The following is a 20889-nucleotide window of genomic DNA, read 5'->3' on the forward strand; positions in this document are numbered from 1 at the left end:
GACGGGGTCCGACGATGCGCATCGATGACGCCGCCCGTACCCTGACCCGTCGCGCGGCGCTGTTCGGCGCGGCAGCGGCTCCCGGCGCGGTGCTGATCGGACGCACGCCCTCCGCCCGGGCTGCGTCCGTGCCGCCCGCGCCGACGTCGGCGTCACGGTCCGCCTCGGACATCGACGCGACACGGCTGCAGGACGTCCTCGACCAGGCCCGCCCGCACGCCGTCGTCGACGTGACGCGTCGGTGGACGCTCGCGGAACCACTGGTCGTGGACCAGCCGCTGACGCTCCGGTTCGCCGGGGGATCCGTTGCCACGGACCGGGACATCGACCTCGTGCACATCCGGTCGAGCCTGGTACGCGTCGTCGACGCCGTGCTCGACGGTCCCGGTGCGGAGCACTCGGGGCTCGGTCGGGGCGTCCGCGCGACGGGCACGGCGAAGGCACCCCTGCGGGACGTGCACGTCACGCGTGCACGTGTCCACGGGTTCCCGCACGACGGTGTCCTGCTCGAACACTGCGAGGGCTTCGTGGTCGACGACTGCGACATCGCGGACGTCGGGTACGCCGGGGTACTCATGTTCTCGTGCGTCCGGGGTTCCGTCACCGGGAACCGCATCCGTCGTGTGACCCAGCCGGCGCCGTACCCGAACTCGTACGGCATCGAGGCGGTCCGCGCCACGACGACAGGACTCGACGACTCCCCGCGGAGCAGCCGGATCCTGATCGCCGACAACCACGTCTCGGACGTCCCGCACTGGGAGGGCATCGACACACACGGCGGCTCGTCCATCGCGATCGTCCGGAACCGTGTCGAGGACTGCCGGGTCGGAATCGCCGTGGTGCCGTCGAAGGACGAATCCGACGCGTCGGCGACGAAGTACGCGCCGCTCGACTGCTCGGTGGTGGACAACGTCGTCTCCCGCTCGACGCAGGGGCCGGGCTCGGGCATCATCGTGCGCGGTGCGGGCGAGACCGTGGGGTCGGCCGCGGAGCGCGCGACCGGGATCCTGCTCCGGAACACCGTGACCGGGTACGGCGACGGTGATCGTGACGCGGGGATCCTCGTCTACCTGACCCGCGGCGTCGTGCTCGCGCACAACCGGTGCACCGACGGTGTCCGTCGGGGTGTCTCGCTCTACCACTCCAACGAGGACCTCACGCTGATCGGCAACGTGGTGGCCGGCCTCCGACCGCAGGGGACCGCCACGTCGGTCGCCGTCGACGTCCGGGCGACGGCGAACACGGTCGTCCTGCTCGACAACCGCTACACCGCTGGTGCGACCGCGCCGCCGGTGTACGGCGTGCAGTGCCGGCAGGCCGACAACGACGTGGTGCTGGTCGCGAACGACTGGCGGGCCACGACGACGCCCGTCGTGGCGACGGCCGGGGCGGTGACGCGCTACCGAGAGGAGTGAGGCGCCACCGACGGAGCGACGTCCGGACGCCCGACCGGCGCGGCCCCGGTGGCCCCGGGCGCGCGCCCAACCCCGTGCGCGCGCCCGACCCCGGGCGCGCGCCCGACCCCGGGCGCGCGCCCGACCCCGTCCGCGCGGCCGGCCTCGGTGGCGCAGGCGGTCCCGTCCGCGCGGTCCCACCCGCTCCGCGGGGCGATCGCGAGCACGATCGTCCCGACGAGCAGCCCGTGCGAGAGCATCGCCGTGAAGATCGACGTGTTGCTCAGCATGATGCTCGGCATCACGACCGCCATCGCCGCCACCCGGAGCGGCAGTCCCCGGGCGGCGAGGTCGAGCCCCCGGAGCCACAGCAGCAGCGCTGCCGCCGCCACCGGGATGCCCGCCCACCCGAGGTTCGCGAACCCGTCGGCGAACAGATTGGCGTTCGCGTACCCCGTCGACCCCGGCACGAGGAAGGCCGCGATGCGCTTCGGTGGCGGCAGGTCGTACGGGTAGTCCACCCAGGCCCGGAGGAACGAGTACCCGTACTCGGCGACGGGGTTGTCCGAGAAGTACTGCACGTACACCGAACTGAGGAGCCCGGGCGTGAGCATGAACCGTCGCGTGAACACCGACGTCCACGTGATCCCGCCCTGGACCTCGTCGGCGACGGCGGACACGATCATGATGACGATCGGTGCGACCAGGAGCGGGGTCGATCCGCGCGCGGACCGACCCCGGAAGAGGACGGCCATGCCGAGCACGGCGACGAACGAGAACAGTACGGCCTTGAACCCGGTGCTCGAGTACAGCAGGAACTGCCCGACGACCGCAGCGGCGACCAGGCTCGGCCGCCGTCGTGCGAGTCCGCGGGCGAGCACGAGCGGGTTGATCACGTACGCCTGCCCGGTGAGCAGGTAGCCGAGCGTCCCGCCCGTGCCGACGTCCGCTGCGTACTCGGCGCGCACGTCGTAGATGTCGTCGAGCGCGAGGAAGCGGACCTGCAGCCCGACGGTCGCGACCATCACGCCGTAGGTCGCCGCCGAGTACACGCCGCACACCGTCCAGGTCAGCGCCCCGCGGTCGATGCCACGCGCCCCGAACGGGATCCGGTCGACGCCGCCCACCGCCGGTGGGGCCGGTGCTCGCGGCGTCGCGATGCAGACCAGCGCGAACGACACCCCGACCGCGGCGCTCAGCGCGAGGGCGGTGTCGGTCGGCAGGTACCCGGTCGAGGGGCTCATCAGCATGGTCGGTGCGACGCACACCACGAAGATCGTCCAGAGCACCACGTGCGACGGCCTGCGCACGACGGCGGGCAGCGCCAGGGCGACGGCCGCGGTCAGGGCGGTCACCACCACTCGGACCTGCCACGATGCGTCGACGTGCGTGAACCCGTTGTAGGAGAAGAGCGGCGCCACCAGGTTCGCCGCGATCCAGTCGGTCGTGACGCCGAGCACCGCGACCGTGGCGCACACCACGACCACTCGGCGGAGCAGCGCGACGAGGAGCGATCGCTCTGCCGCCGTCAGCGACGCACGCACGGCAGGAGCTCGTCGTACATCGCGACGAGGCGAGCAGCCTCACGGTGCCACCGGAACCGCTGCGCCGCTCGCCGCGCCTCCGCGCCGTGCCTGAGCAGCAGGCCCGGGTCTTCGGCATAGCGGCGCACGGCACCGGCGATCGCGGCGGGGTCGTCCGGCGGCACGAAGGTGACGCAGTCGGAGCCATCGAGCAGCATGCGCAACAGCGGGGTGTCCGTCGCGATCACCGCGAGGCCCGCCGCGAGGTACTCGAACAGCTTCGTCGGGAAGATCTGGTCCGTGACGGGCGTCCGCCGGAAGGGGATGACGCCGATCCGCGCGCCGAGCAGCAGGTCGCGCGCCTGCATCGGGCCGACGACCCCGCCGTGGCGGAGCCGGCCGCTCGACTCGGCGTCACGGAGCGCCGTCGTGTCGGTGGCGGCGTCGATCGCCCCCACGAGTTCGATCCGCCAGCCCGGCGGGAAGTCCGGCTGGCCGGGGACGGCCGCGACCACGTCGATCCCACGGTCGTGACTCAGGACGCCGACGTGCGCGACCACGGTGGGCCGAGCCTCCAGTCCGGTCTGCCCGTCGTCGGCCGCGCGCCGCAACGGGTAGTTGTGGATCGCGATCCGCCGCGCCGCCGGGAACCGGCGGCCCGTCCACTCGGTCGCCGTGACGACCCGGTCCGCGGTGCCGGCGAGCCGGAGCAGACCGTGCGACAGGGCGGAGAGGACCGCCCGCTGCCGGTACGACAGGTAGTCCTTGCCCCAGATCTGGTCGGGCAGGTCCTCGTGCGCGTCGTACACGACGATCCGGCCGGCGGCGCGGAGCACGGGGATGGTCCAGATGAGCTCCGGGTCGTGGAGGTGGACGAGCCGCGCCCGCGACCGCAGCGCCAGCGCGAGCGCCTGCGTCGTGGAGACGAGCATCCGTCGGAGACGGCGGCGGCGCGGGATCCGGACGACCTCCACGGCGGTGAGCGGAGCGTCGAGGGCGCAGTCGACCGCGATCAACCGCACGCGGTACCCGGCATCCGCCGCCGCAGCGGCTTCGCGGAGGTGCACGCGGTTGTCCACCCACGGATGGGCGCTCGAGACGTGCACGATGTCCGGCGTCATGCGGCGCTCGCCGCAGCGTCGAGCGCGCCGGCGTACCGGCTGGCGAGCGTGCGGTAGTCGTTGTCGCGGAGGACGTGCGCGCGGCCGCGCGCGCCCATGGCGTCGCGGTCCGGAGCCGGCATGGCGGCGAGTGCGAGCATGCCCTCCGCGAGCGCGGCCGGGTCGTCAGGGGCGACCTGCAGCCCGCAGCGCGCCGCGGCGACCGGTGCCAGAGGCACCGGAGCCGCGACCAGCAGCGGCCGCCCGGCGAGCATGTACTCGTACTGCTTGTTCATCGAGACCCCGTACCGGTAGAGCGGCAGGTCGTGCATCGTGACGGCGAGGCAGTCGGCCTGCTGGCCGATGCGGCGGGCCTGGTCCTGCGGCACGCGTCCGTCCCAGATCACGTCCGGGGCGGACGGGAGGCTCGACACGCGTTCCCGGAGTGCGCCCACGTCGGCGCCGTCCCCGACCATGCGGAGTCGGAGCTGCGGTCCGCCGGCGGCGCCGGCACGGCCCGTTGCGAGGACGAAGGCGTCGAGGAGGGTCTCGAGGGCGTTCGCCGGGCCCATCGACCCGATGTACGCGATCGTGAACGGAGCGGACCCATCGGCGTCGGGTGCGCCGGCTCCGCTGGTCTCGTCGGCTGTGCTGGTCTCGTCGACGTCGACGTCGTTTTCGGCGGTCCGCACGCCGTTCGGTACCCACGTGAACGGCCTGGGCTGGCCGCGCTCGGCGTAGTACCTGCCGACGCCGTCGAGGGGCGACACGAGGTGCGCGGCACGGTCGACGGTGCGCCGTTCGACCGACCGGAGCACCCGGACGAGCGGATGGCGTTCAGCGAGCCCGGCGAGCCCGATCGCGGACTCCGGCCACAGGTCGCGGGGCTCGAACACGAACGGCACGCGGAACCGGGCGGCCAGGAGCGACGCGGCCCAGGCAGCGAGCGGGTGGAACGAGCTCCCGACCACGACGTCCGGTCGGGGGAGGCCACGGAGCGTGCCGGGGACGAGGAGCAGGAGCGTGAAGGACACGATGTCGGCGAGGCGCCTGGTGGTACGCCGGAGCCCGGTGCCACGGTGGTCGACACCGCGGAGCCAGCAGAACTCGTAGCCGGCGCCGGCCCATCGCTCGCGGAGGCGGCCCCGTCGCATGTGTGCGCGTCCGGTGGGGTGGTCGGTGCCGGCGGCGACGACGACGGTGCGCCAGCCGTGGTCGCCGAGGTGCTCCGCGAGCAGCTGGTGACGAGTGGCGCGACCGTCCCGCTCGTGGTGGTGGGCGTAGTGGTTGACGATCCACACGACGCGCTGCCCGGGCATCACGTGCTCGTCCCGGTGAACGCCTCGCTCGTCGCGTGACCCGGCGTCGTGATGCCCTCGCGGCGGAGCACGACCCCGACCGTCCGAAGCAGGATGCGGGCGTCGAGGGCGAGCGACCTGGTGTCCACGTACTCGAGGTCCGATCGCAGCCGCTCCGGCCACGGCAGCGCGTTGCGACCACGGACCTGCGCGAGCCCCGTGAGGCCGGGGCGGACGTCGTGTCGCCGGTGCTGCTCGGGTGTGTAGAGGTCGAGGTATCGGCAGAGGCTCGGTCGCGGCCCCACGAAGCTCATCTCGCCGACGAGCACGTTCCAGAGGCTCGGCAGCTCGTCGAGGCTCGTCGAGCGGAGCCAGCGACCGAAGGGGGTGAGGCGATCGGCGTCATCGACCGCGCCGGCGACTGCTGCTGGTTCGAGCATGGTGCGGAACTTGACGATGGTGAACGTCGTGCCGTGCAGTCCGGGCCGGTCCTGGCGGAAGAGCACGGGGCGGCCGAGGCGCACCGCGACGAGCACCGCGAGCCCGATGAGCAAAGGGGACAGGCCGATGAGGGCGAGCGCCGCCCCGATCGCATCGAGCGCGCGCTTCACGATGTGCTCCTCAAGGCGACCGGCGCGGACGTGGTGGTACCGGGGCGTGCGTAGTAGCCGTCGGCCACCGGTCGTCGCGACTTCGTCAGGACGACGCCGTCGACACGCTCGCCGACGCGGGTCAGCGCGGTGACAGCGAGCCGGACGTCCGAGCGCTTGGTCTGACCGGCGGCAGCGACGAGGAGTGTGGTGGAGACGAGTGTGCTGACGAGCGCTGCGTCGGTCACCGCCAGGACCGGCGGTGTGTCCACGAGCACGACGTCGAACCGCTCGGTGAGGTCCGCGATGACCTGTTCCATCGCCGCCGAGCCGATGAGTTCGCTCGGGTTCGGCGGGATCGTCCCCGCGGGGAGCACGCTGAACGCGTCGAACCCCCATTCCTGCAGGACGTCGTCGAGTTCGGCACGGCCGACGAGCAGGTCGGTGAGGCCGACGGCGCCCTCGAGGTCCAGGGTGCTCGCGACGTTCGGGCGTCGGAGGTCCGCGTCGACGACCACGGTGCGGACGTCGCTCTGGGCCAGGGCGATCGCGAGGTTCAGGGTCGTGGTGGTCTTGCCCTCGGCAGGACGCGGGCTCGTGACGGCGATCGTGGAGACTCCGCCGGTCCGCAGGAACTGCAGGTTGGTGCGGAGGCTGCGGAACGCCTCCGCCCGGGGGGTCGTGCCCTCGTCGCGGGCGATCAGCGGCTGCCGGGAAGCCTCTGGATCCATGCCGATCTCACCGATCAGCGGGACGTCGGCGTCGATGTCCTCTGCGGACCGGACGCGCGTGTCGGCAGCGGCGCGGAGGAGGGCGAGGCCGGTCCCGGATGCCAGTCCGGCGGCGAACCCGAGCGCGAGGTCCGCGGACGTCCTCGGTGCGATCGGTGCGGTCGGGACCGATGCCTCCGACACGCGTTCGAGACGGACGGACGGTTCTCCGGAAGCGGTCCTCGGCTCGATCTCGGAGACGACCTCTGCGAGGACCCGACCCGTTGCGGCGGCGATGCGCGCGGCGGCCCGGGCATCGCCGTCGGTGACCGAGATCTCGATGATCACCGTCCCGGTGCTCACCACGGAGGTCACACGGCGCCCGAGCGCCGCGGGGGTCGTGTCGAGCCGCAGCGCGGCGATCACCTGCTCGAGGACCCGCGGTGACGACGCCAGCACCGTGTACGACTTGATCTTCTGCTGCGCGGCGGTGGACCCCTGGGCGATCTCACCAGCGGAGGCGCTCTCCTGCCCCGCCACCGAGACGTAGTACGACGTCGACGCGCGGAACGTGGGCGGTGTCGTGCTCGTCACCAGGAGCGCGACGCCGCCGCCGACGATCGAGACGGCGAGCACGATCCACCATCCGGAGAGGAGGGCTCGTGCGACGACGAAGTGGTTCATGCGGGGTCCCCGGTCTCTGGACTCGGTCGGTTCTGTGGCCACGGGTGCCGGGCGAGGAGACGTCCTGTTGCCTGCGGGCGTCTCCTCGCCCGGCCGCCGTCTCAGTTCCGGGTGTCGGCGGGCACCCGGAAGAGCTGCGACGTCTCGGTCTGGCCGAACGCGGTCTGCCGGATCGCGAACGCGTAGTCCGTGGCTCCGACGGGGACCTCGGCGGTGAACGACCAGTTGCCGCGGTCGTCGACGTCGAACGGGCCACCGGGGACGATGACCTCGCCCGTGGCGTCCACGACCTGGTACGTGGCTCCCGGCGTCGCGGTCCCGGTGAAGGTGTTCGTCGTCCCGGGAGAAACCGTGTCCGGACCGGTCCGGGTGACCGGCGAGAGGGTGCCTGCTTCGATCTGCACTGGCGTCGTCGCCGATGCTGCGAGCGAGCCCTGCGGAGCGGAGCCGGTGACGGACATCCGCAGCTCGCCAGTGTCGGCGGCGTTGCCCGGGTTCTGCACCGGGACACCGAACCGGACCTCTTGTCCCGCGGTGAGCTTCCAGCCGGCGTTGCCCGGCGCCCACCGGAAGGTGACCGATCGACCGTCGGCCGAGACCGAGCCGTCGACGAGGTTGTCAGCGGGGAAGTCCGTCCAGTCGCCACCCGATGCCGGACGCTGCTGGCCGCGGACCGTCGTGAGCGCTCGCGGGAAGGTGGTGTCGTCCGGCGCGGTGAACGTGACCCTGGCGTCCGATCCCGGGGTGGCGAACTCCGCGGTGGCACGGAGGTGTCCGAACACCGTGGTGGTCGATCCGGCCGGCAGCGTCGTCGTCGTCCCGGTGATGCCCGTGAGCAGCTGCTTCGGTGCGAACGTCACGTCGACGGAGGTCTGGTTCCGGTAGTCGTTGTCGACGTACTGCTGGAACGTCAGTGTGTTCTTGCCGGTGCTGAGCCCGCCGATGACGGCGCTCCAGGTGCCGCTCGCGTTCGCGGTCGCCACCACGGTGTTGTTCCTCCGGATGGACGCGTTCGGCGTCGCGGTGCCGGTGACCGACGCCGAACGCGCGGAGTCGTCCTGACCCGTCACCCGCGCGGTGATCGGGCGGACCGCGTACGGACGCGTGATCGCGCCGAGCGACGTGGTCGTCTTGCTGTACCAGCCGATGCCGAAGATGTCGCGCGCGTAGGAGTGCACGTACCCGGACGAGATCGTCTCGCCTTCGCGCCAGGACGACGGCCAGGGCACGAGGATGCCGTACCTGGTGTCGACCTCTTTGCGCTCGATGCCGACGCTCGGGATCTTGACCCAGGAACTGCACGACTTGGCCAAGTTGCAGACCGGCGTCGCGAAGATGTACATGCCGTTCTCCTCGGCATCCACGCGGACGTCCCGCGGCGCGCTCACCGTCGTGTTCGGCGTGATGGGTGCTTCCTGGCCGATGCGGGGGACCGCATCTGGTGTCGCTGTCGTGGACGCCCCCGCGGTGAGCGTGCCGACGGCGAGCAGCGCGGCGGTCGTGGCGGCGGCGATGCTCCGACGGCGGTGCTTGGTCATGTGGTTCCTCCTCGATGGAGATCGGATGGTGGGCGGTGGGCGGGGCCGTCGCCGTGGGTTCGACGGCCCCGCCGGTCAGTCCGGGTCAGCGGGTGTTCGCCGACACCGTGAAGAGCGACGTGGTGTAGGTCGCCCCGTCGATGGTGATGCGGAGCTTGAACTTGAAGTCGAGCTGCCCGGCCGACACCATCCGGTCGAACGACCACGTACCGTCTCCGCCGATCTCGTGGCGTCCCGGCACGATCGCGTTCCCGGAAGCGTTGAGCACCTCGAACGTCGCGCCCTTCGGTCCGCTGCCGGTGAAGGTGTTCACCTCTCCGGGCCGCACCGACCGCGTGTCGAGCGTGACCGGGTCGAAGCCCTGGTTCGCGCGGAGCACGAACAACTCGGAGGTCTCCGTGACGTCGCCCTTGCTCTGCCGGATCTTGAACCGGAACTCGGTCGCGCCGGACGAGATCACCCGGTCGAACGTCCAGTTGCCGTCCGGGTCGATGGTCAGCCTGCCCGGCACCAGCGGCGTGTCGGACACGTTCAGGACCTCGTACGAGGCGTCCGGCTCGCCCCGACCGGAGAAGGTGTTCGTCACGCCAGGCGTCACGGTGTCCGGCCGGTCGAGGGTGATCGGCGCGAGCTTGCTCGTCGAGCCCGGGTTCACCGTCACCTCGGCGATGGTGGTGTTCGCGCCCCTGGAGTGCTGCACGACCCGGAGGACGTGCTCGGAACGGTCGAGCGCCGTGGTGTCCACGGTCCAGCGTTCGTTCGGCAGGACGCCGTCCTGGCTCCGCCCGATGACGGTGTCACCATCGGTGACGTCGTGGACCTCGATCCGGGAGCCCGGTTCGCCCCTGCCCTCCATGTGGAGCGCTCCGCCAGTGTGTGTCGCGCCGTCCTCCGGAGTGGTGATGCTCACCGGAGAGCCGTAGTCCACGGACCTGGTCACGTCGTGCACCGTGTCCCGGAGCCCGTCGAGGAACTGTGCAGCCGTCACCGCGTACCGGCCGCCTGCGTCCGGAGCCGGAATCGTCGTCGCCCAGGCGCCCGTCACGGCGTCGGCGATGACCGACGCGCCGATCTGCTGACCGTCTGGACGGAAGAGCGACACGCGTGCGCCCGGATGCGCCGTCCCGGACGCGCGGACGGCGGCGTCGACGTCGGCGGGGAAGGTGGTGTCGAAGGTCAGGGCATCGGCCGTCAGCTCCGCGGTGAGCGTTGCCTCGCCCGTCTTCGTGACGCCCTCGTACTGCTCGAGTCCGATCTCGTTGGGACCGAAGGCCAGGGATCCGACGGAGGTCGACCAGCGGCCGTTCTGGTCGACCCACACCGGTGCACCGCCGTTCACCAGGATCCTCGCACCGGCGGTGCCCGTTCCCGAGATGCGCGCCGTCCGCGTGAGGACGTCGACGCCGTCGACCTGGGCCGTGAAGCCGGAGACGAACTCGTCGATCGTCGGGACGCGGTCGGCGACCGTCCGGGACTGGAGTCGCATCACGTCGTCCTTGTTGAACAGCCCGAGGTAGCCGTCGTTGTACGTCGACTTGATGCCGGTGCCGATCGGGTTGTTCGATCCCGTGTTGGCCGCCTGTGTGAAGAGCTGTGCCGGGTCGCCGGCGACACAGTCCTCGAGCGTGACCGGGGACGAATTCGTGACGGACCGGCTCTCGGCGGTCAGGCAGAGTCCCGGATCGGACTGGGGGCGGACGGTCGACGTCGATCCGGCCGCGGGGACGAACCAGCTGGCTGCGGCAGCCCGTGCCTGAGCCAGGGTCGCGGCACGGTTCGCGGGGACCGGTTGACCGGCGCGTCCCGCGGACGGTGCGCTGAAGGCGAGCGCCCCTTCGAACGACGACGTCTCCGTCACGAGCGGGCCGACGACCTGGGCGTCGTCGAGGGTCGATGCTGCCCAGGCGTTGGTGCTGGTGAGGCTCGCGGTCACCGTGGTGAGTACGAGCACGCTCGCACCGAGGGTCCGTTTCGTCCGGCCCGTGCATTGCGACTTCGGCATTGCTGCCCTTTCTGTCGAATTGAAGAGTGACACGGAAGATATCAGATACAGGCGAACCTGTGGGTGTGAAATGTAACATTCACAAATGCATTTATTCGCGTAATATAGACCATTCGGGAATGCCCTCCTCATGGTTGAGTGCGCGAGTATTCTGATATCCGAGGAAAGGGGTCGCCATGGATGGACCGCACTCGCCGACGCGTCGTTCGGTCGTCATCGGGGGCGTGGCGGGCGTCGTCGGCGTCGCCGCCGCCGCGGTGGTCGCGACGTGGGGCCGCGGTGGGAGTGCGGACGGGGAGACGGGTGCTCCGGATGCGCTGCAGGCCACGCTCGACGCGCTCCCGGTCGGCGGGACGCTGACCATCAGCGAGCCCTTCGAACGATCGACGTCGCTGACGGTCGTGCGCGCCGTCACGATCCGGTTCACCGGCGCGGGGGCGATCCGGATGACCGCGGACCAGGACGCCGTCGTCGTGCGTGCGTCCGACGTCCGGATCGTCGCACCGGAGATCACCGGGGTCGGAGCTCCCAGCGGCGGCCGGTCGAACGCGATCACCGTGCGCGGCAAGCGATCGACGCCCCTGTCCGACGTCCGGATCTCGGGCGGACACCTGCGCGACGTCCCGCGCGACGGCGTCCACGTGGAGTACGCGGACCGCGTCGTCGTCGAGCGCGTGTCCGTCGCCAGGGTGGGGTACGCGGGGGTGCTCCTGCTCGGTGTGACGGACTCCGTGGTGCAGGACAGTGTGGTCTCGGACGTCCGGCAGCGTGCGGACGAGGTGAACTCCTACGGCATCACGGTGACCAGGGACGCGACGGCCGGCACTGCGGTCACCCGGCGGTCGTCGGGTGTCCGGGTCCTGCGCAACCGCGTCAGCGGCGTCCCGGCGTGGGAGGGGATCGACACCCACGCGGGTGACCGGATCGAGATCCGGGACAACGTCGTCAGCGGATGCCGGGTCGGGATCGCGGCGGTCCCGAGCAAGTCGGCGACCGACCGTGGCACCACGGACGTCGCACCGACCGGCCTCGTGATCGCCGGCAACCGCGTCACCCGGACCGGTGCCCTGGCTGCCGGGTCGGGGATCGTCGTCAGTGGAGCCGGCACCACGGTCGGGTCGACTGCACCGCGGGCAACGGGGTCCGTCACGGGCAACACCGTCACCGGGGCCGGCGGCACCGACGCGGGCGGGATCCTGGTGAAGCTGACGCGCGGGCTCACCGTCGCGGACAACACCATCGTGTCGAGCGTCGACGACGCGATCGCGGTCGAGCACTCGAACGCCGCCCTCACGGTTCGCGGGAACCGGATCACCGGTGTCTCCGGCGACGCGGTCGCCATCGACGTCCGGTCCGCCGCGAACGACGGCAGGATCACGGGTAACCGCGTGGACCGGACGGAGCCACGAGTGCGCGTCGGGTTGCGGTTCGGCGATCGGACCAACCGCTTCGTGGTCAGCGGGAACACGTTCAGCGGGGCGACCGTCCACGAGTCGGACGGGGGTGCCCACATCACACGATGACCGGTTCCGCGCCGGTCGAGAGCCCGACCGACTACGCTTCACCGGTGCCCGCGTTCGACTTCGCCGACCTCTTCCGACGGACGCCCGACGACGACGGGCCCGACCTGCTCGCGATCGACGGCACCGACCGCTTCATCCTCGACGAGGCGCCGCACGTGCACGGCGACGCGCTGCGGCAGCCCGGAGCGGTCGCGATCGTGGACGACCAGCGCGGCGTCCTCACGATCGGCGTGATCGCGGTCCACGGGGCCACGAACGTCCGCGTCGTGCAGGACTCGCTCGTGTCGCAGCGTGCCCTGCAGGCGAACGCCGGCACGTTCGGCCACCGGGGTTTCCACCACCCGGACTCCCTCGAGGACACGTTCCGGGACGCCCGGCTCGTGCTGCTCCGCCTGACGAAGTCCCTGGACCGCCTCGACGAGATCGCCAGGGCCGTCGCACGCTTCGCCGCACCGGACGTCGTGCTGCTCTGCGGTGGACGGACGAAGTTCATGACCCTGTCGCAGAACGACGTCCTCCGACGGTCCTTCGGCGAGGTCGTGGCGTCCCGCGGGCGTGCGAAGTCGCGGCTGCTCGTCGCCCAGGACCCCCTGACCGCCGCCGCGAACCGTGCGGCCATCACGGCGCCCTGGCCGCGCGTGGTGCACAACGACGAACTCGGGATGTCCATCGCCGCGCACGGCGGGGTCTTCGCCGGTTCCTCCCTGGACATGGGCACCCGGGTGCTCCTCGACGCGATGGACGACGCCGTGCCGACCGCCAGGGTCGCCGTCGACCTCGGCTGCGGGAACGGCGTCATCGCGACGGCGATCGCGCGGCGACGGCCGGGGATCCGTGTCGTCGCGACCGACGTCTCGCACGCGGCGGTCGCGAGCACCCGCGCGACCGCCGACCGCAACGGCGTCGGCGACCGCGTCACGACCGTCCGGAGCGACGCCGGCGACGAACTCGACGAGGGGTCCGCCCAGCTGGTCCTCTGCAACCCGCCGTTCCACGCGGACACCACCGTGAGCACGGACGCGGCCGAGGCGATGTTCCGGAACGCGGCCACGATCCTCCAGTCCGGCGGTGAACTGTGGTGCGTCTGGAACTCGCACCTGCGGTACCGGCCGGTGCTCGAGAAGGTCGTCGGACCGACCCGTCAGGTCGTCCGCACTGACAAGTTCACCGTGACGGCGTCCCGCCGGGCCTGACGGGCCGGCTCGCCAGCGGAGGTGCTCGCCCTGACGACGAGTGCGCATGCGGGCGCGCGTGCGGTTGTCGGGACCGCGCGCAGCAACGGGAAACAGGCAACGGGCAACGGGCCGCGGTCGACTCGCGGGCGCGTCAGTGGGTCGTCGGGACCCCGGCGGCGCGGAGGGTCGCCGCCACGAACGGCACCGAGCGCAGGTCGTGCGATGTCAGCCGACGCAGGGCTCTGACCTCGGGGAGCGCGCGGATCCAGTCCTCGCGGGTCTTCTCGGCGATGACGACCTGCTCCGGGGAGCGGCCGTCGCGCGTCCGTGCATCGCGGTACTTCACGGCGCCGTCGTACTCGACGACGACGACCTGGTCCGGGAACCAGAAGTCGACGAGGGCGCGGAGGCCATCGGGGGAGCGGAACTCGTGCTGGAGCTGCGGCCGCGGGGCTCCGGTCTCGTGGAGGACGACCCGGGCGAGCGACTCGCCGACCGAGTCCGACCGGTGATCGGCGAAGTCGAGCGCGGCATGCGCCAGGGCCGCGCCGCGTCGGGACCCTGGCGCCAGGGCCGCGGCGATCTCGTCGCGGGGGACCCCTCGGCGGAGCACCTGGTCGAGCACGACGACCGCGTCCCGGAACGGCATGGACCGTGCCGTGGCGGCCGCCGCGCCCGCCAGGCCGAGCACCGGGACGTCCTCTGGGCCGAGGTGGACGGTCTCGAGCGCGCCGGGTGGCATCGGGTGCGACTCGACGAGCGGGGAGCGGCGGTCGACGCGCGTGCGACACGGTTCGGCGACCACGACACGGACCGGCGCGGGACCGAGCAGCCGGATGCCGTGCAGGAGCAGGGCGGACTCGTGGGCGAACACCGCGTCGCCGGGCAGCCGGGGGAGGACGGCGCGGACCCGTACGAGGTGCCGCGCCCGGTCGTCCAGCGCGAGTCACTGCGCACGGTCGACGTCCAGTCCGCGACCGATCCGCACGAGGTCGGCGCCGGCACGGCGCTGCACAGCCCGCGCGACGGACGGCGGCGTGCGGTCGTCGACGCGCACGATCGGGCAGTCCGGGAGGGGGATCACGCGCCCATCGTGGCGGGCGCGGGGCGAGCCTCCCGGCTTGTCCACAGGCGTCCGGCGAAGCTGCACGCGGAAACGACAAGTGCGCATGCGGGCGCATGCGCACTTGTCGTCAGGACGAGCAGCTACCGAGCCCGCCCACAGGACCGCCCGGCCCCCGCCTACTCCGGGATGTAGGCGAACGTGTCGGGGTCCGGCCCCGTGCGGTGACCCTTGTCGAGCGTCGTGATGTCGGTCATGTCCTCGTCGGACAGCTCGAAGTCGAAGATCGCGAAGTTCTCCTCGACGCGGGCACGGGTGACCGACTTCGGGAAGACGATGTCGCCGCGCTGGATGTGCCAGCGGAGCACGACCTGCGCGGGGCTCTTGCCGACCGACTCCGCGATCCGGACGATCGTCGAGTCGTCGAGCACCAGGCCCTGGGCGATCGGGGACCATGCCTCCGTCGCGATGCCGAGTTCGCGGTTGACCGCGCGCAGCGACTCCTGCGCCAGGTAGGGGTGCACCTCGATCTGGTTCACGGACGGGGTGATCGTCGTCTCGGCGACGAGCTTGCGGAGGTGGTGCGCCTCGAAGTTCGAGACACCGATCGAGCGCGAGGTGCCGGCGGCGTAGAGCTCCTCGAACGTCTTCCACGTCGGCACGAAGTCGCTGACGGTCGCGAGCGGCCAGTGGATCAGGAACAGGTCGGTGTAGCCACCGAGCAGGTCGGCCGACTTCTTGCCGTTCTCCAGCGCGAGCGCGGGGTCGTGGAAGCCGTTGTTGAGCTTCGACGTGACGAAGATCTCCTCGCGGGGGATGCCGGACTCGGCGATCGCCTCGCCGACCTCTTTCTCGTTGCCGTACATCTCGGCGGTGTCGATGTGGCGGTAGCCGACCTCGAGCGCCGTCAGGGTCGCTTCCTTCGTCGAGGAGGGGTCGATCTGGAACACACCGAAGCCGAGCTGCGGGATGGTCTTGCCGTCGTTGAGTGTGATGTTCGGAACGGTCATGCTCCCAGACAACCAGGGAACACCCGAACCCCATTCCGGATTCGTTCAGGCACGCTCACTCCAGCGCGGCCGTGATGTACGCCACCAACGCCTGCCCGTACGCGATCGCCGGGTCCGCAGCAGCGAACGACCGGTCCTCGCCCCGGAGCACCACTGTCACCGTGTGCACCACACGCTCCCCGGCGGCGACCCGGGTGAGCCCGACGAACGACGGTCCGAGCAGCTCGCGCAACTGGTCCTCGCGCGGCAACCACAGCGACTCGGCTGCCGTCACCGAGTCGAGCGCCCACTCGGTCGTCCCGTTGAACCCGAGGATGGTGCCCGACGGGTGGTCGTGCCGCTCGACGGTCATCTCGGACACGGTGTACACGTCGTCGTCGACCCCGGGCTTGTCGATGACGAACCGGTCCCCGGTCTCGGGGTTCCAGCGGAGCCCGGCTGCGCGGAGGTCCTTGGCGAGTTCGACGGTGATCACCTCCCCAACCTGCCACGGCAGCCCGTACGGATGTTCCCGAAAGCAACCCGTACTAGCATCGCGGAGCACCCTCGTGCGTGGGCCACTCGACTGTTCCACGCGCGCGACGCGACGACGCCCGGACGACCGGTGCCGTGCCTCCAGGCGGTTGAACCGGCCACGGGACGGTCCGCCGGCCGGGCCCCGACCGCGGTGGGCCACGGATCGGCCCGCCCAGAGAAGGATCCGCATGACGCTCGAACGCGAGGAACTCCGCGACGCCTGGACCGTCGCCATGGTCGACGAGACCGCTCCGGCGACCGCGCCGGCCGGTGCCATCGCCGGCATCCCCGCCACGGTCCCCGGTCAGGTGCACACGGACCTCGAGCGCGAGGGCCTGCTCGCCGACCCGACGCTCGACCGCAACGAGGACGCGGCGAAGTGGGTCGGGCGCGCCGACTGGACGTACTCGCGCACGCTCGACGTCGACCCCCGTGGTCACGAGCGCGTCGACCTGGTCTGCGACGGCCTCGACACCGTCGCCGAGCTGACGCTGGACGGCGTGCAGATCGGTGCCACCCGGAACATGCACCGCCGCTACCGCTTCGACCTCCGCGACACCACGGACGGCAGCAACGCCAGGACCGAGCGCGACCTGGAGATCCTGTTCGAGTCGCCCTACCGCGAAGCCGGCCGCGTCGCAGCCCGCGCCGGCGCGATGCCAGGGCCGTACGACGAGCCCTTCCCGTATGTCCGCAAGATGGCGTCGAACTTCGGCTGGGACTGGGGGCTCACCGCGGTGACCAGCGGCCCCTGGCGTCCCATCGCGATCGAGCGCTGGTCGACCGCGAGGCTCCGCGACGTCCGGCCGCTCGTCGACATCGAGGCGGGCGAAGGCGTCCTCGACGCACACATCGCGTTCGAGCGGTCCGGCCTGAACGACCTCGACCAGGACGGCGAGGACGACGACCTCGTGCTCGTCGTCACGGTCTCCGGCGAGACCGAGGACGGCGCGAAGACCCGGCAGCGGTCTCGCGCGCAGGTCACCCCGAAGCAGGACGAGACCGTCGTCACCGTCCGGGTCCCCGAGGTGCAGCGGTGGTGGCCGCGCGGGTACGGCGAGCAGCCGCTCTACGACGTCGTCGTCGAGCTGCAGACCGTCGACGGCGAGGTCCTCGACCGCCAGGGGTTCCGCACCGGGTTCCGGTCGACGCGGATCGACACCGCGGTGGACGACATCGGTCGTCCGTTCGACGTGTACGTCAACGGCACGCGCATAGACGTCCGCGGTGTGAACTGGATCCCCGACGACGTCATCGTGTCGCGGGTCGACCGTCCGCGGTACGAATCGCGCCTGCGTGCAGCGGCCGACCTCAACGTGAACATGGTCCGCGTCTGGGGCGGTGGCGTGTACGAGTCGCACGACTTCTACGAGGTCTGCGACGAGCTCGGCCTGCTCGTCTGGCAGGACTTCCCGTTCGCCTGCTCGGCCTACCCCGAGGACGAGCCGCTCCGCAGTGAGGTCATCGCCGAGGCCCGCGACAACGTCGCCCGGCTCTCCCGGCACCCCTCGCTCGTGCTCTGGAACGGCAACAACGAGAACATCTGGCTGCACGACGTCGACGGCTGGGACCGGGCGCTCGGGGAGCGCGGCTGGGGCCTCGACTACTACCTCGACCTGCTGCCGACGATCGTCGATGCGGTCGACCCGTCGCGGTTCTACACGGTCGCGTCGCCGTGGTCCGGCTCCGAGTCGCTCTTCGCGAACGACGTCGACCACGAGACGCACCACTCGTGGGACGTCTGGAACCGCCTCTCCGACGACCACTACCGCGACTCGGTCCCCCGGTTCGTGTCGGAGTTCGGCTGGCAGGCACCGCCCGCGTGGCGCACCATGCGCGACGCGGTCTCGGACGAGCCGATGACGCCGTCCTCGCCCGGTGTCGTGCACCACCAGAAGGCCGCATCCGGCATGCAGAAGCTCGCGGACGGGCTCGCGCCCCGGTTCGGTCTCGTGCCGTCCGACTTCGACCGGTGGCACTACCTGACGCAGCTCCAGCAGGCGCGCGCCATAGCGACCGGCGTCGAGCACTGGCGCACGCACTGGCCCCGCAACACCGGGGTCATCGTCTGGCAGCTGAACGACCTGTGGCCCGTGTCGTCCTGGTCGGCGATCGACTCGGCAGGGCGGCTGAAGCCGCTGGCGCACGAGCTGCGTCGGCTGTACGACGACGTCCTGGTGGCGATCCGGCCCGTCTCGTCGGTCCGGACGGTTCCTGCCCCGGACCGGACTGGAGGCTCGGATCACCCGACCGCGTCGCTGCCGGTCGCGGACGTGGCCGGTTCCGCACCCGCCGGTTCCTCGCCGATCGAGGTTGCCGTCCGGTCGACCCGCCGCGGTCTCGACAGCGTGGTCCGCGTCCGGCGCATCGACCTCGCCGGCCGTGTCCTCGCCGAGGAGACCTTGCCCGTGCACCTCGACGCGGCCGGTGTCGCGGTCGTGACCCTGCCTGACGCGGTCGGGGTGGTGGGCGACCCGACCGGTGAGCTCGTCGTGGCCGACATGGACTGGCGTCGCGCGGTGTGGACTCCGGCGCCGGACAAGGACATGCGGTGGGAACCGGCGCACTACCGCGCGGCGTTCACCCCCGCGGCGGACGGCGACGGGCTCGACCTGGTCGTCGAGGCCGAGTCGCTCGTGCGTGACCTGCTCCTCCAGCCCGACCGGGTGCAGCCGGGTGGCACCGTCGACCGCGGGTTCATGACCCTGCTGCCGGGTGAGCGGGTCGCGTACCGCCTGCACGGCGTGACCGAGGCGGACATCCCGAGACTGACCGGGACCGCCGTGCTGTGGTCGCTCGACCGCGTGCTGGCGGACTGACCTCCTGGCGCGCTGATGGTGTCGATCCTGTGCGGGAGGTGTTCGTTCGGGCGCTCGACCTGGGCTTCCCGGCCCGTGCGAGTTACGATGGACGGACCACGGCTTCCGCCGGGCCCGTCGATGACGACGAGCTGACGGCGACCACTTCCAGAATCAAGGAGTCATGATGCTCGGAAACCTCACCGGTGTACACCTGCTGATCATCCTCGGCATCGTGGTGCTGCTGTTCGGCGCGACGAAGCTGCCGGCGCTCGCCAAGGGCCTCGGCCAGTCCATCAACATCTTCAAGAAGGAGATGGACACCGACGACAAGAAGGCCAAGGGCACGGACGGCACCACCGTCCAGAGCGTCCCCGCCGACCAGGCTTCGACGGCCGCCCCGGTCGTCAACCCGGCGCCGTCCGTCCAGCCCAACTCGGACTCACGCACCAACTAGACATCCCAGCCCCGGGAACGACCGAGCCCCGCACCTGTCCACAGGTGCGGGGCTCCGTCGTTCCCGGGGCGCTCCGAGGGCGCATGATGAGCGCATGACCGATCCCGCCAGCCCGGTGCACACCGCGCCGCTCCGTGACGACCGCCGCGTGGTGCTGGTCGTCGCGATCCTGGCGTCCTTCGTGGTCGGGCTCGACTCCAGCGTCGTGAACGTCGCGTTGCCGGCCATCCGGCAGGAACTCGGCGGCGGGCTCGTCGTGCAGCAGTGGACCGTCGACGCGTACCTGGTCACGCTCGGGTCGCTGATCCTCGTCGCGGGCTCGCTCTCCGACCTGTTCGGCCGCGTCCGGATCATCACGTGGGGCCTCGTCGTGTTCGGGGTCGCTTCGGTGCTGTGCGCGGTGGCGCCGACCGGTGCCGTGCTCATCGTGGCGCGGGCGTTGCAGGGCGTCGGTGGCGCGCTCGTCACCCCGAGCTCGCTCGCGCTCATCGTCGCGGCCTACCGGGGAGCGGCGCAGGCGAAGGCGATCGGGTCGTGGACGGCGTGGTCGAGCGCCGCTGTCATCGTCGGTCCGGTGATCGGCGGGCTCATCGTCGACGGCATCGGCTGGCGGTGGATCTTCGTCCTCACGGCGGTCCCCATCGCGGTGACGATCCCGCTCGTCCGCCGGATCTCGGGTGACGTCGTCGCCGGGCACCGCCCCCGCGTGGACGTGGTCGGCGCCGTGCTCGCGGTGGTCGGCGTCGGCGGGGTGGTGCTCGGGCTCATCGAGCAGGGGCGGCTCGGGTGGGGTGCGCCGACCGTGGTGGCCGCGCTCGTCATCGGCGGGCTGGCGCTCGTCGGGTTCGTGCCGTGGGAGCTCCGCGTCACCCGGGTGACCGGGGCACCGCTCGTCCCCCTGGGGTTGTTCCGCGCCCGGAACTTCGCGGTGGGCAACATCGCGACGCTCTCGATCTACGGAGCCCTCGGGATGGTCGGCTTCGTCGTCACGCTCTTCCTGCAGGAGGTGTGGGGGCTCCCGGCCTGGCTCGCCGGCCTCGCGACGCTGCCGCCCACGGTCCTCCTCCTGCTGCTCTCGACGACGGTCGGATCGCTCGCCGGTCGGTACGGTCCACGCTGGTTCATGGCTGCGGGACCAGCGGTCGCCGCGGTCGGGTCGCTCCTCATGGTCCTGGTCGGCGGCGAACCAGGCGCGTACTGGTACGCGGTGTTCCCGGGGCTCGTCCTCGTCGGTGTCGGGATCTCCCTGATGGTGACGCCGTTGACCAGCGCCGTGCTCGGCTCCGTGCCGCAGACCGAGGCCGGTGTCGGCTCAGCGGTGAACAATGCGATCGCCCGCATCGCGAGCCTGGTGATGGTGGCGCTCGCCGGCGTCGTGCTCGGCGGTGCGATGAGCGTCGGCGGGTTCCACCGCGCGGTGATCGTGATGGCGCTGCTGCTCCTCGCCGGTTCGGTCGTCAGTGCCGTCGGCATCCGGAACACCCACTCGCGAACCTAACTTGAGTCGA

General features: G+C 71.5%; 17 protein-coding genes. 6 read left to right on the plus strand and 11 right to left on the minus strand.

What is annotated here, in order from left to right:
• Positions 1-14: 14 nt before the first annotated feature.
• The gene (locus AAEP80_RS05955; protein ID WP_420366330.1) at positions 15-1415 is read left to right on the plus strand and encodes a right-handed parallel beta-helix repeat-containing protein; all 1401 of its coding nucleotides are present in this window, start codon (positions 15-17) and stop codon (positions 1413-1415) included.
• On the opposite strand, the gene AAEP80_RS05960 is transcribed toward AAEP80_RS05955, so the two are convergent.
• The 7 genes from AAEP80_RS05960 to AAEP80_RS05990 all read right to left on the minus strand — a co-directional run bounded on the left by AAEP80_RS05960 (position 1400) and on the right by AAEP80_RS05990 (position 10788).
• Positions 1400-2938, minus strand: coding sequence for a hypothetical protein (locus tag AAEP80_RS05960; protein WP_420366331.1), 1539 nt, complete (start codon positions 2936-2938; stop codon positions 1400-1402). The two genes, AAEP80_RS05955 and AAEP80_RS05960, sit on opposite strands and share 16 nt — an antisense overlap.
• Positions 2923-4038, minus strand: coding sequence for a glycosyltransferase family 4 protein (locus AAEP80_RS05965; RefSeq protein WP_420366332.1), 1116 nt, complete (start codon positions 4036-4038; stop codon positions 2923-2925). The genes AAEP80_RS05960 and AAEP80_RS05965 overlap by 16 nt, the downstream gene beginning before the upstream one ends.
• Positions 4035-5336, minus strand: coding sequence for a glycosyltransferase family 4 protein (locus AAEP80_RS05970; protein ID WP_420366333.1), 1302 nt, complete (start codon positions 5334-5336; stop codon positions 4035-4037). Before AAEP80_RS05970 ends, AAEP80_RS05965 begins: the two co-directional genes overlap by 4 nt.
• Positions 5336-5926 (minus strand): sugar transferase, encoded by a 591-nt coding sequence (locus AAEP80_RS05975; protein ID WP_420366334.1) that lies wholly within the window; start codon positions 5924-5926, stop codon positions 5336-5338. Before AAEP80_RS05975 ends, AAEP80_RS05970 begins: the two co-directional genes overlap by 1 nt.
• Positions 5923-7299, minus strand: coding sequence for a polysaccharide biosynthesis tyrosine autokinase (locus AAEP80_RS05980; protein ID WP_420366335.1), 1377 nt, complete (start codon positions 7297-7299; stop codon positions 5923-5925). The genes AAEP80_RS05975 and AAEP80_RS05980 overlap by 4 nt, the downstream gene beginning before the upstream one ends.
• 101 nt (positions 7300-7400) lie before the next feature.
• Complete coding sequence (locus AAEP80_RS05985; protein ID WP_420366336.1) at positions 7401-8837, minus strand: hypothetical protein; 1437 nt, start codon at positions 8835-8837, stop codon at positions 7401-7403.
• Between the two features lie 85 nt (positions 8838-8922).
• Positions 8923-10788 (minus strand): hypothetical protein, encoded by a 1866-nt coding sequence (locus AAEP80_RS05990; RefSeq protein WP_420366337.1) that lies wholly within the window; start codon positions 10786-10788, stop codon positions 8923-8925.
• Between the two features lie 227 nt (positions 10789-11015).
• Here AAEP80_RS05990 and AAEP80_RS05995 point away from each other — a divergent pair, with 227 nt between their 5' ends.
• Positions 11016-12362: a right-handed parallel beta-helix repeat-containing protein gene (locus tag AAEP80_RS05995; protein WP_420366338.1), complete on the plus strand. Its 1347-nt coding sequence runs from the start codon at positions 11016-11018 to the stop codon at positions 12360-12362.
• A gap of 44 nt (positions 12363-12406) precedes the next feature.
• Entirely contained in the window at positions 12407-13555 is a 1149-nt protein-coding gene (locus AAEP80_RS06000; RefSeq protein ID WP_420366339.1) for a class I SAM-dependent methyltransferase, read from the plus strand.
• A gap of 133 nt (positions 13556-13688) precedes the next feature.
• On the opposite strand, the gene AAEP80_RS06005 is transcribed toward AAEP80_RS06000, so the two are convergent.
• The 4 genes from AAEP80_RS06005 to AAEP80_RS06020 form a co-directional block, all read right to left on the minus strand.
• Positions 13689-14411 carry a hypothetical protein gene (locus tag AAEP80_RS06005; protein WP_420366340.1) on the minus strand — a complete coding sequence of 241 codons (723 nt, stop codon included), beginning with the start codon at positions 14409-14411 and terminating at the stop codon, positions 13689-13691.
• Positions 14412-14483: 72 nt separating this feature from the next.
• Positions 14484-14621 (minus strand): hypothetical protein, encoded by a 138-nt coding sequence (locus AAEP80_RS06010; RefSeq protein WP_420366341.1) that lies wholly within the window; start codon positions 14619-14621, stop codon positions 14484-14486.
• 158 nt (positions 14622-14779) lie between these two features.
• Positions 14780-15610: an aldo/keto reductase gene (locus AAEP80_RS06015; protein WP_420366342.1), complete on the minus strand. Its 831-nt coding sequence runs from the start codon at positions 15608-15610 to the stop codon at positions 14780-14782.
• 55 nt (positions 15611-15665) lie between these two features.
• Positions 15666-16085: a pilus assembly protein CpaE gene (locus AAEP80_RS06020; protein WP_402728024.1), complete on the minus strand. Its 420-nt coding sequence runs from the start codon at positions 16083-16085 to the stop codon at positions 15666-15668.
• A 229-nt stretch (positions 16086-16314) separates the two neighbouring features.
• On the opposite strand from AAEP80_RS06020, the gene AAEP80_RS06025 reads away from it, so the two are divergent.
• The 3 genes from AAEP80_RS06025 to AAEP80_RS06035 all read left to right on the plus strand — a co-directional run bounded on the left by AAEP80_RS06025 (position 16315) and on the right by AAEP80_RS06035 (position 20879).
• The gene (locus tag AAEP80_RS06025; protein ID WP_420366343.1) at positions 16315-18945 is read left to right on the plus strand and encodes a glycoside hydrolase family 2 protein; all 2631 of its coding nucleotides are present in this window, start codon (positions 16315-16317) and stop codon (positions 18943-18945) included.
• A gap of 163 nt (positions 18946-19108) precedes the next feature.
• Complete coding sequence (gene tatA, locus AAEP80_RS06030; protein WP_413602936.1) at positions 19109-19381, plus strand: twin-arginine translocase TatA/TatE family subunit; 273 nt, start codon at positions 19109-19111, stop codon at positions 19379-19381.
• Positions 19382-19475: 94 nt separating this feature from the next.
• The gene (locus AAEP80_RS06035) at positions 19476-20879 is read left to right on the plus strand and encodes an MFS transporter (RefSeq protein ID WP_420366344.1); all 1404 of its coding nucleotides are present in this window, start codon (positions 19476-19478) and stop codon (positions 20877-20879) included.
• Positions 20880-20889: the final 10 nt, after the last annotated feature.

It is taken from the genome of Curtobacterium sp. L3-7 (assembly GCF_048756585.1).
Taxonomy (GTDB): Bacteria; Actinomycetota; Actinomycetes; order Actinomycetales; family Microbacteriaceae; genus Curtobacterium.

Bases quoted from the DNA above. Each gene is read 5' to 3' on its own strand.
- AAEP80_RS05970 (WP_420366333.1), bottom strand. From the start codon at position 5,336: ATGCCCGGGCAGCGCGTCGTGTGGATCGTCAACCACTACGCCCACCAC.
- AAEP80_RS05965 (WP_420366332.1), bottom strand. From the start codon at position 4,038: ATGACGCCGGACATCGTGCACGTCTCGAGCGCCCATCCGTGGGTGGAC.
- AAEP80_RS06035 (WP_420366344.1), top strand. From the start codon at position 19,476: ATGACCGATCCCGCCAGCCCGGTGCACACCGCGCCGCTCCGTGACGAC.
- AAEP80_RS05985 (WP_420366336.1), bottom strand. From the start codon at position 8,837: ATGACCAAGCACCGCCGTCGGAGCATCGCCGCCGCCACGACCGCCGCG.
- AAEP80_RS05955 (WP_420366330.1), top strand. From the start codon at position 15: ATGCGCATCGATGACGCCGCCCGTACCCTGACCCGTCGCGCGGCGCTG.
- AAEP80_RS05980 (WP_420366335.1), bottom strand. From the start codon at position 7,299: ATGAACCACTTCGTCGTCGCACGAGCCCTCCTCTCCGGATGGTGGATC.
- AAEP80_RS06015 (WP_420366342.1), bottom strand. From the start codon at position 15,610: ATGACCGTTCCGAACATCACACTCAACGACGGCAAGACCATCCCGCAG.
- tatA (WP_413602936.1), top strand. From the start codon at position 19,109: ATGATGCTCGGAAACCTCACCGGTGTACACCTGCTGATCATCCTCGGC.
- AAEP80_RS05995 (WP_420366338.1), top strand. From the start codon at position 11,016: ATGGATGGACCGCACTCGCCGACGCGTCGTTCGGTCGTCATCGGGGGC.
- AAEP80_RS06025 (WP_420366343.1), top strand. From the start codon at position 16,315: ATGACGCTCGAACGCGAGGAACTCCGCGACGCCTGGACCGTCGCCATG.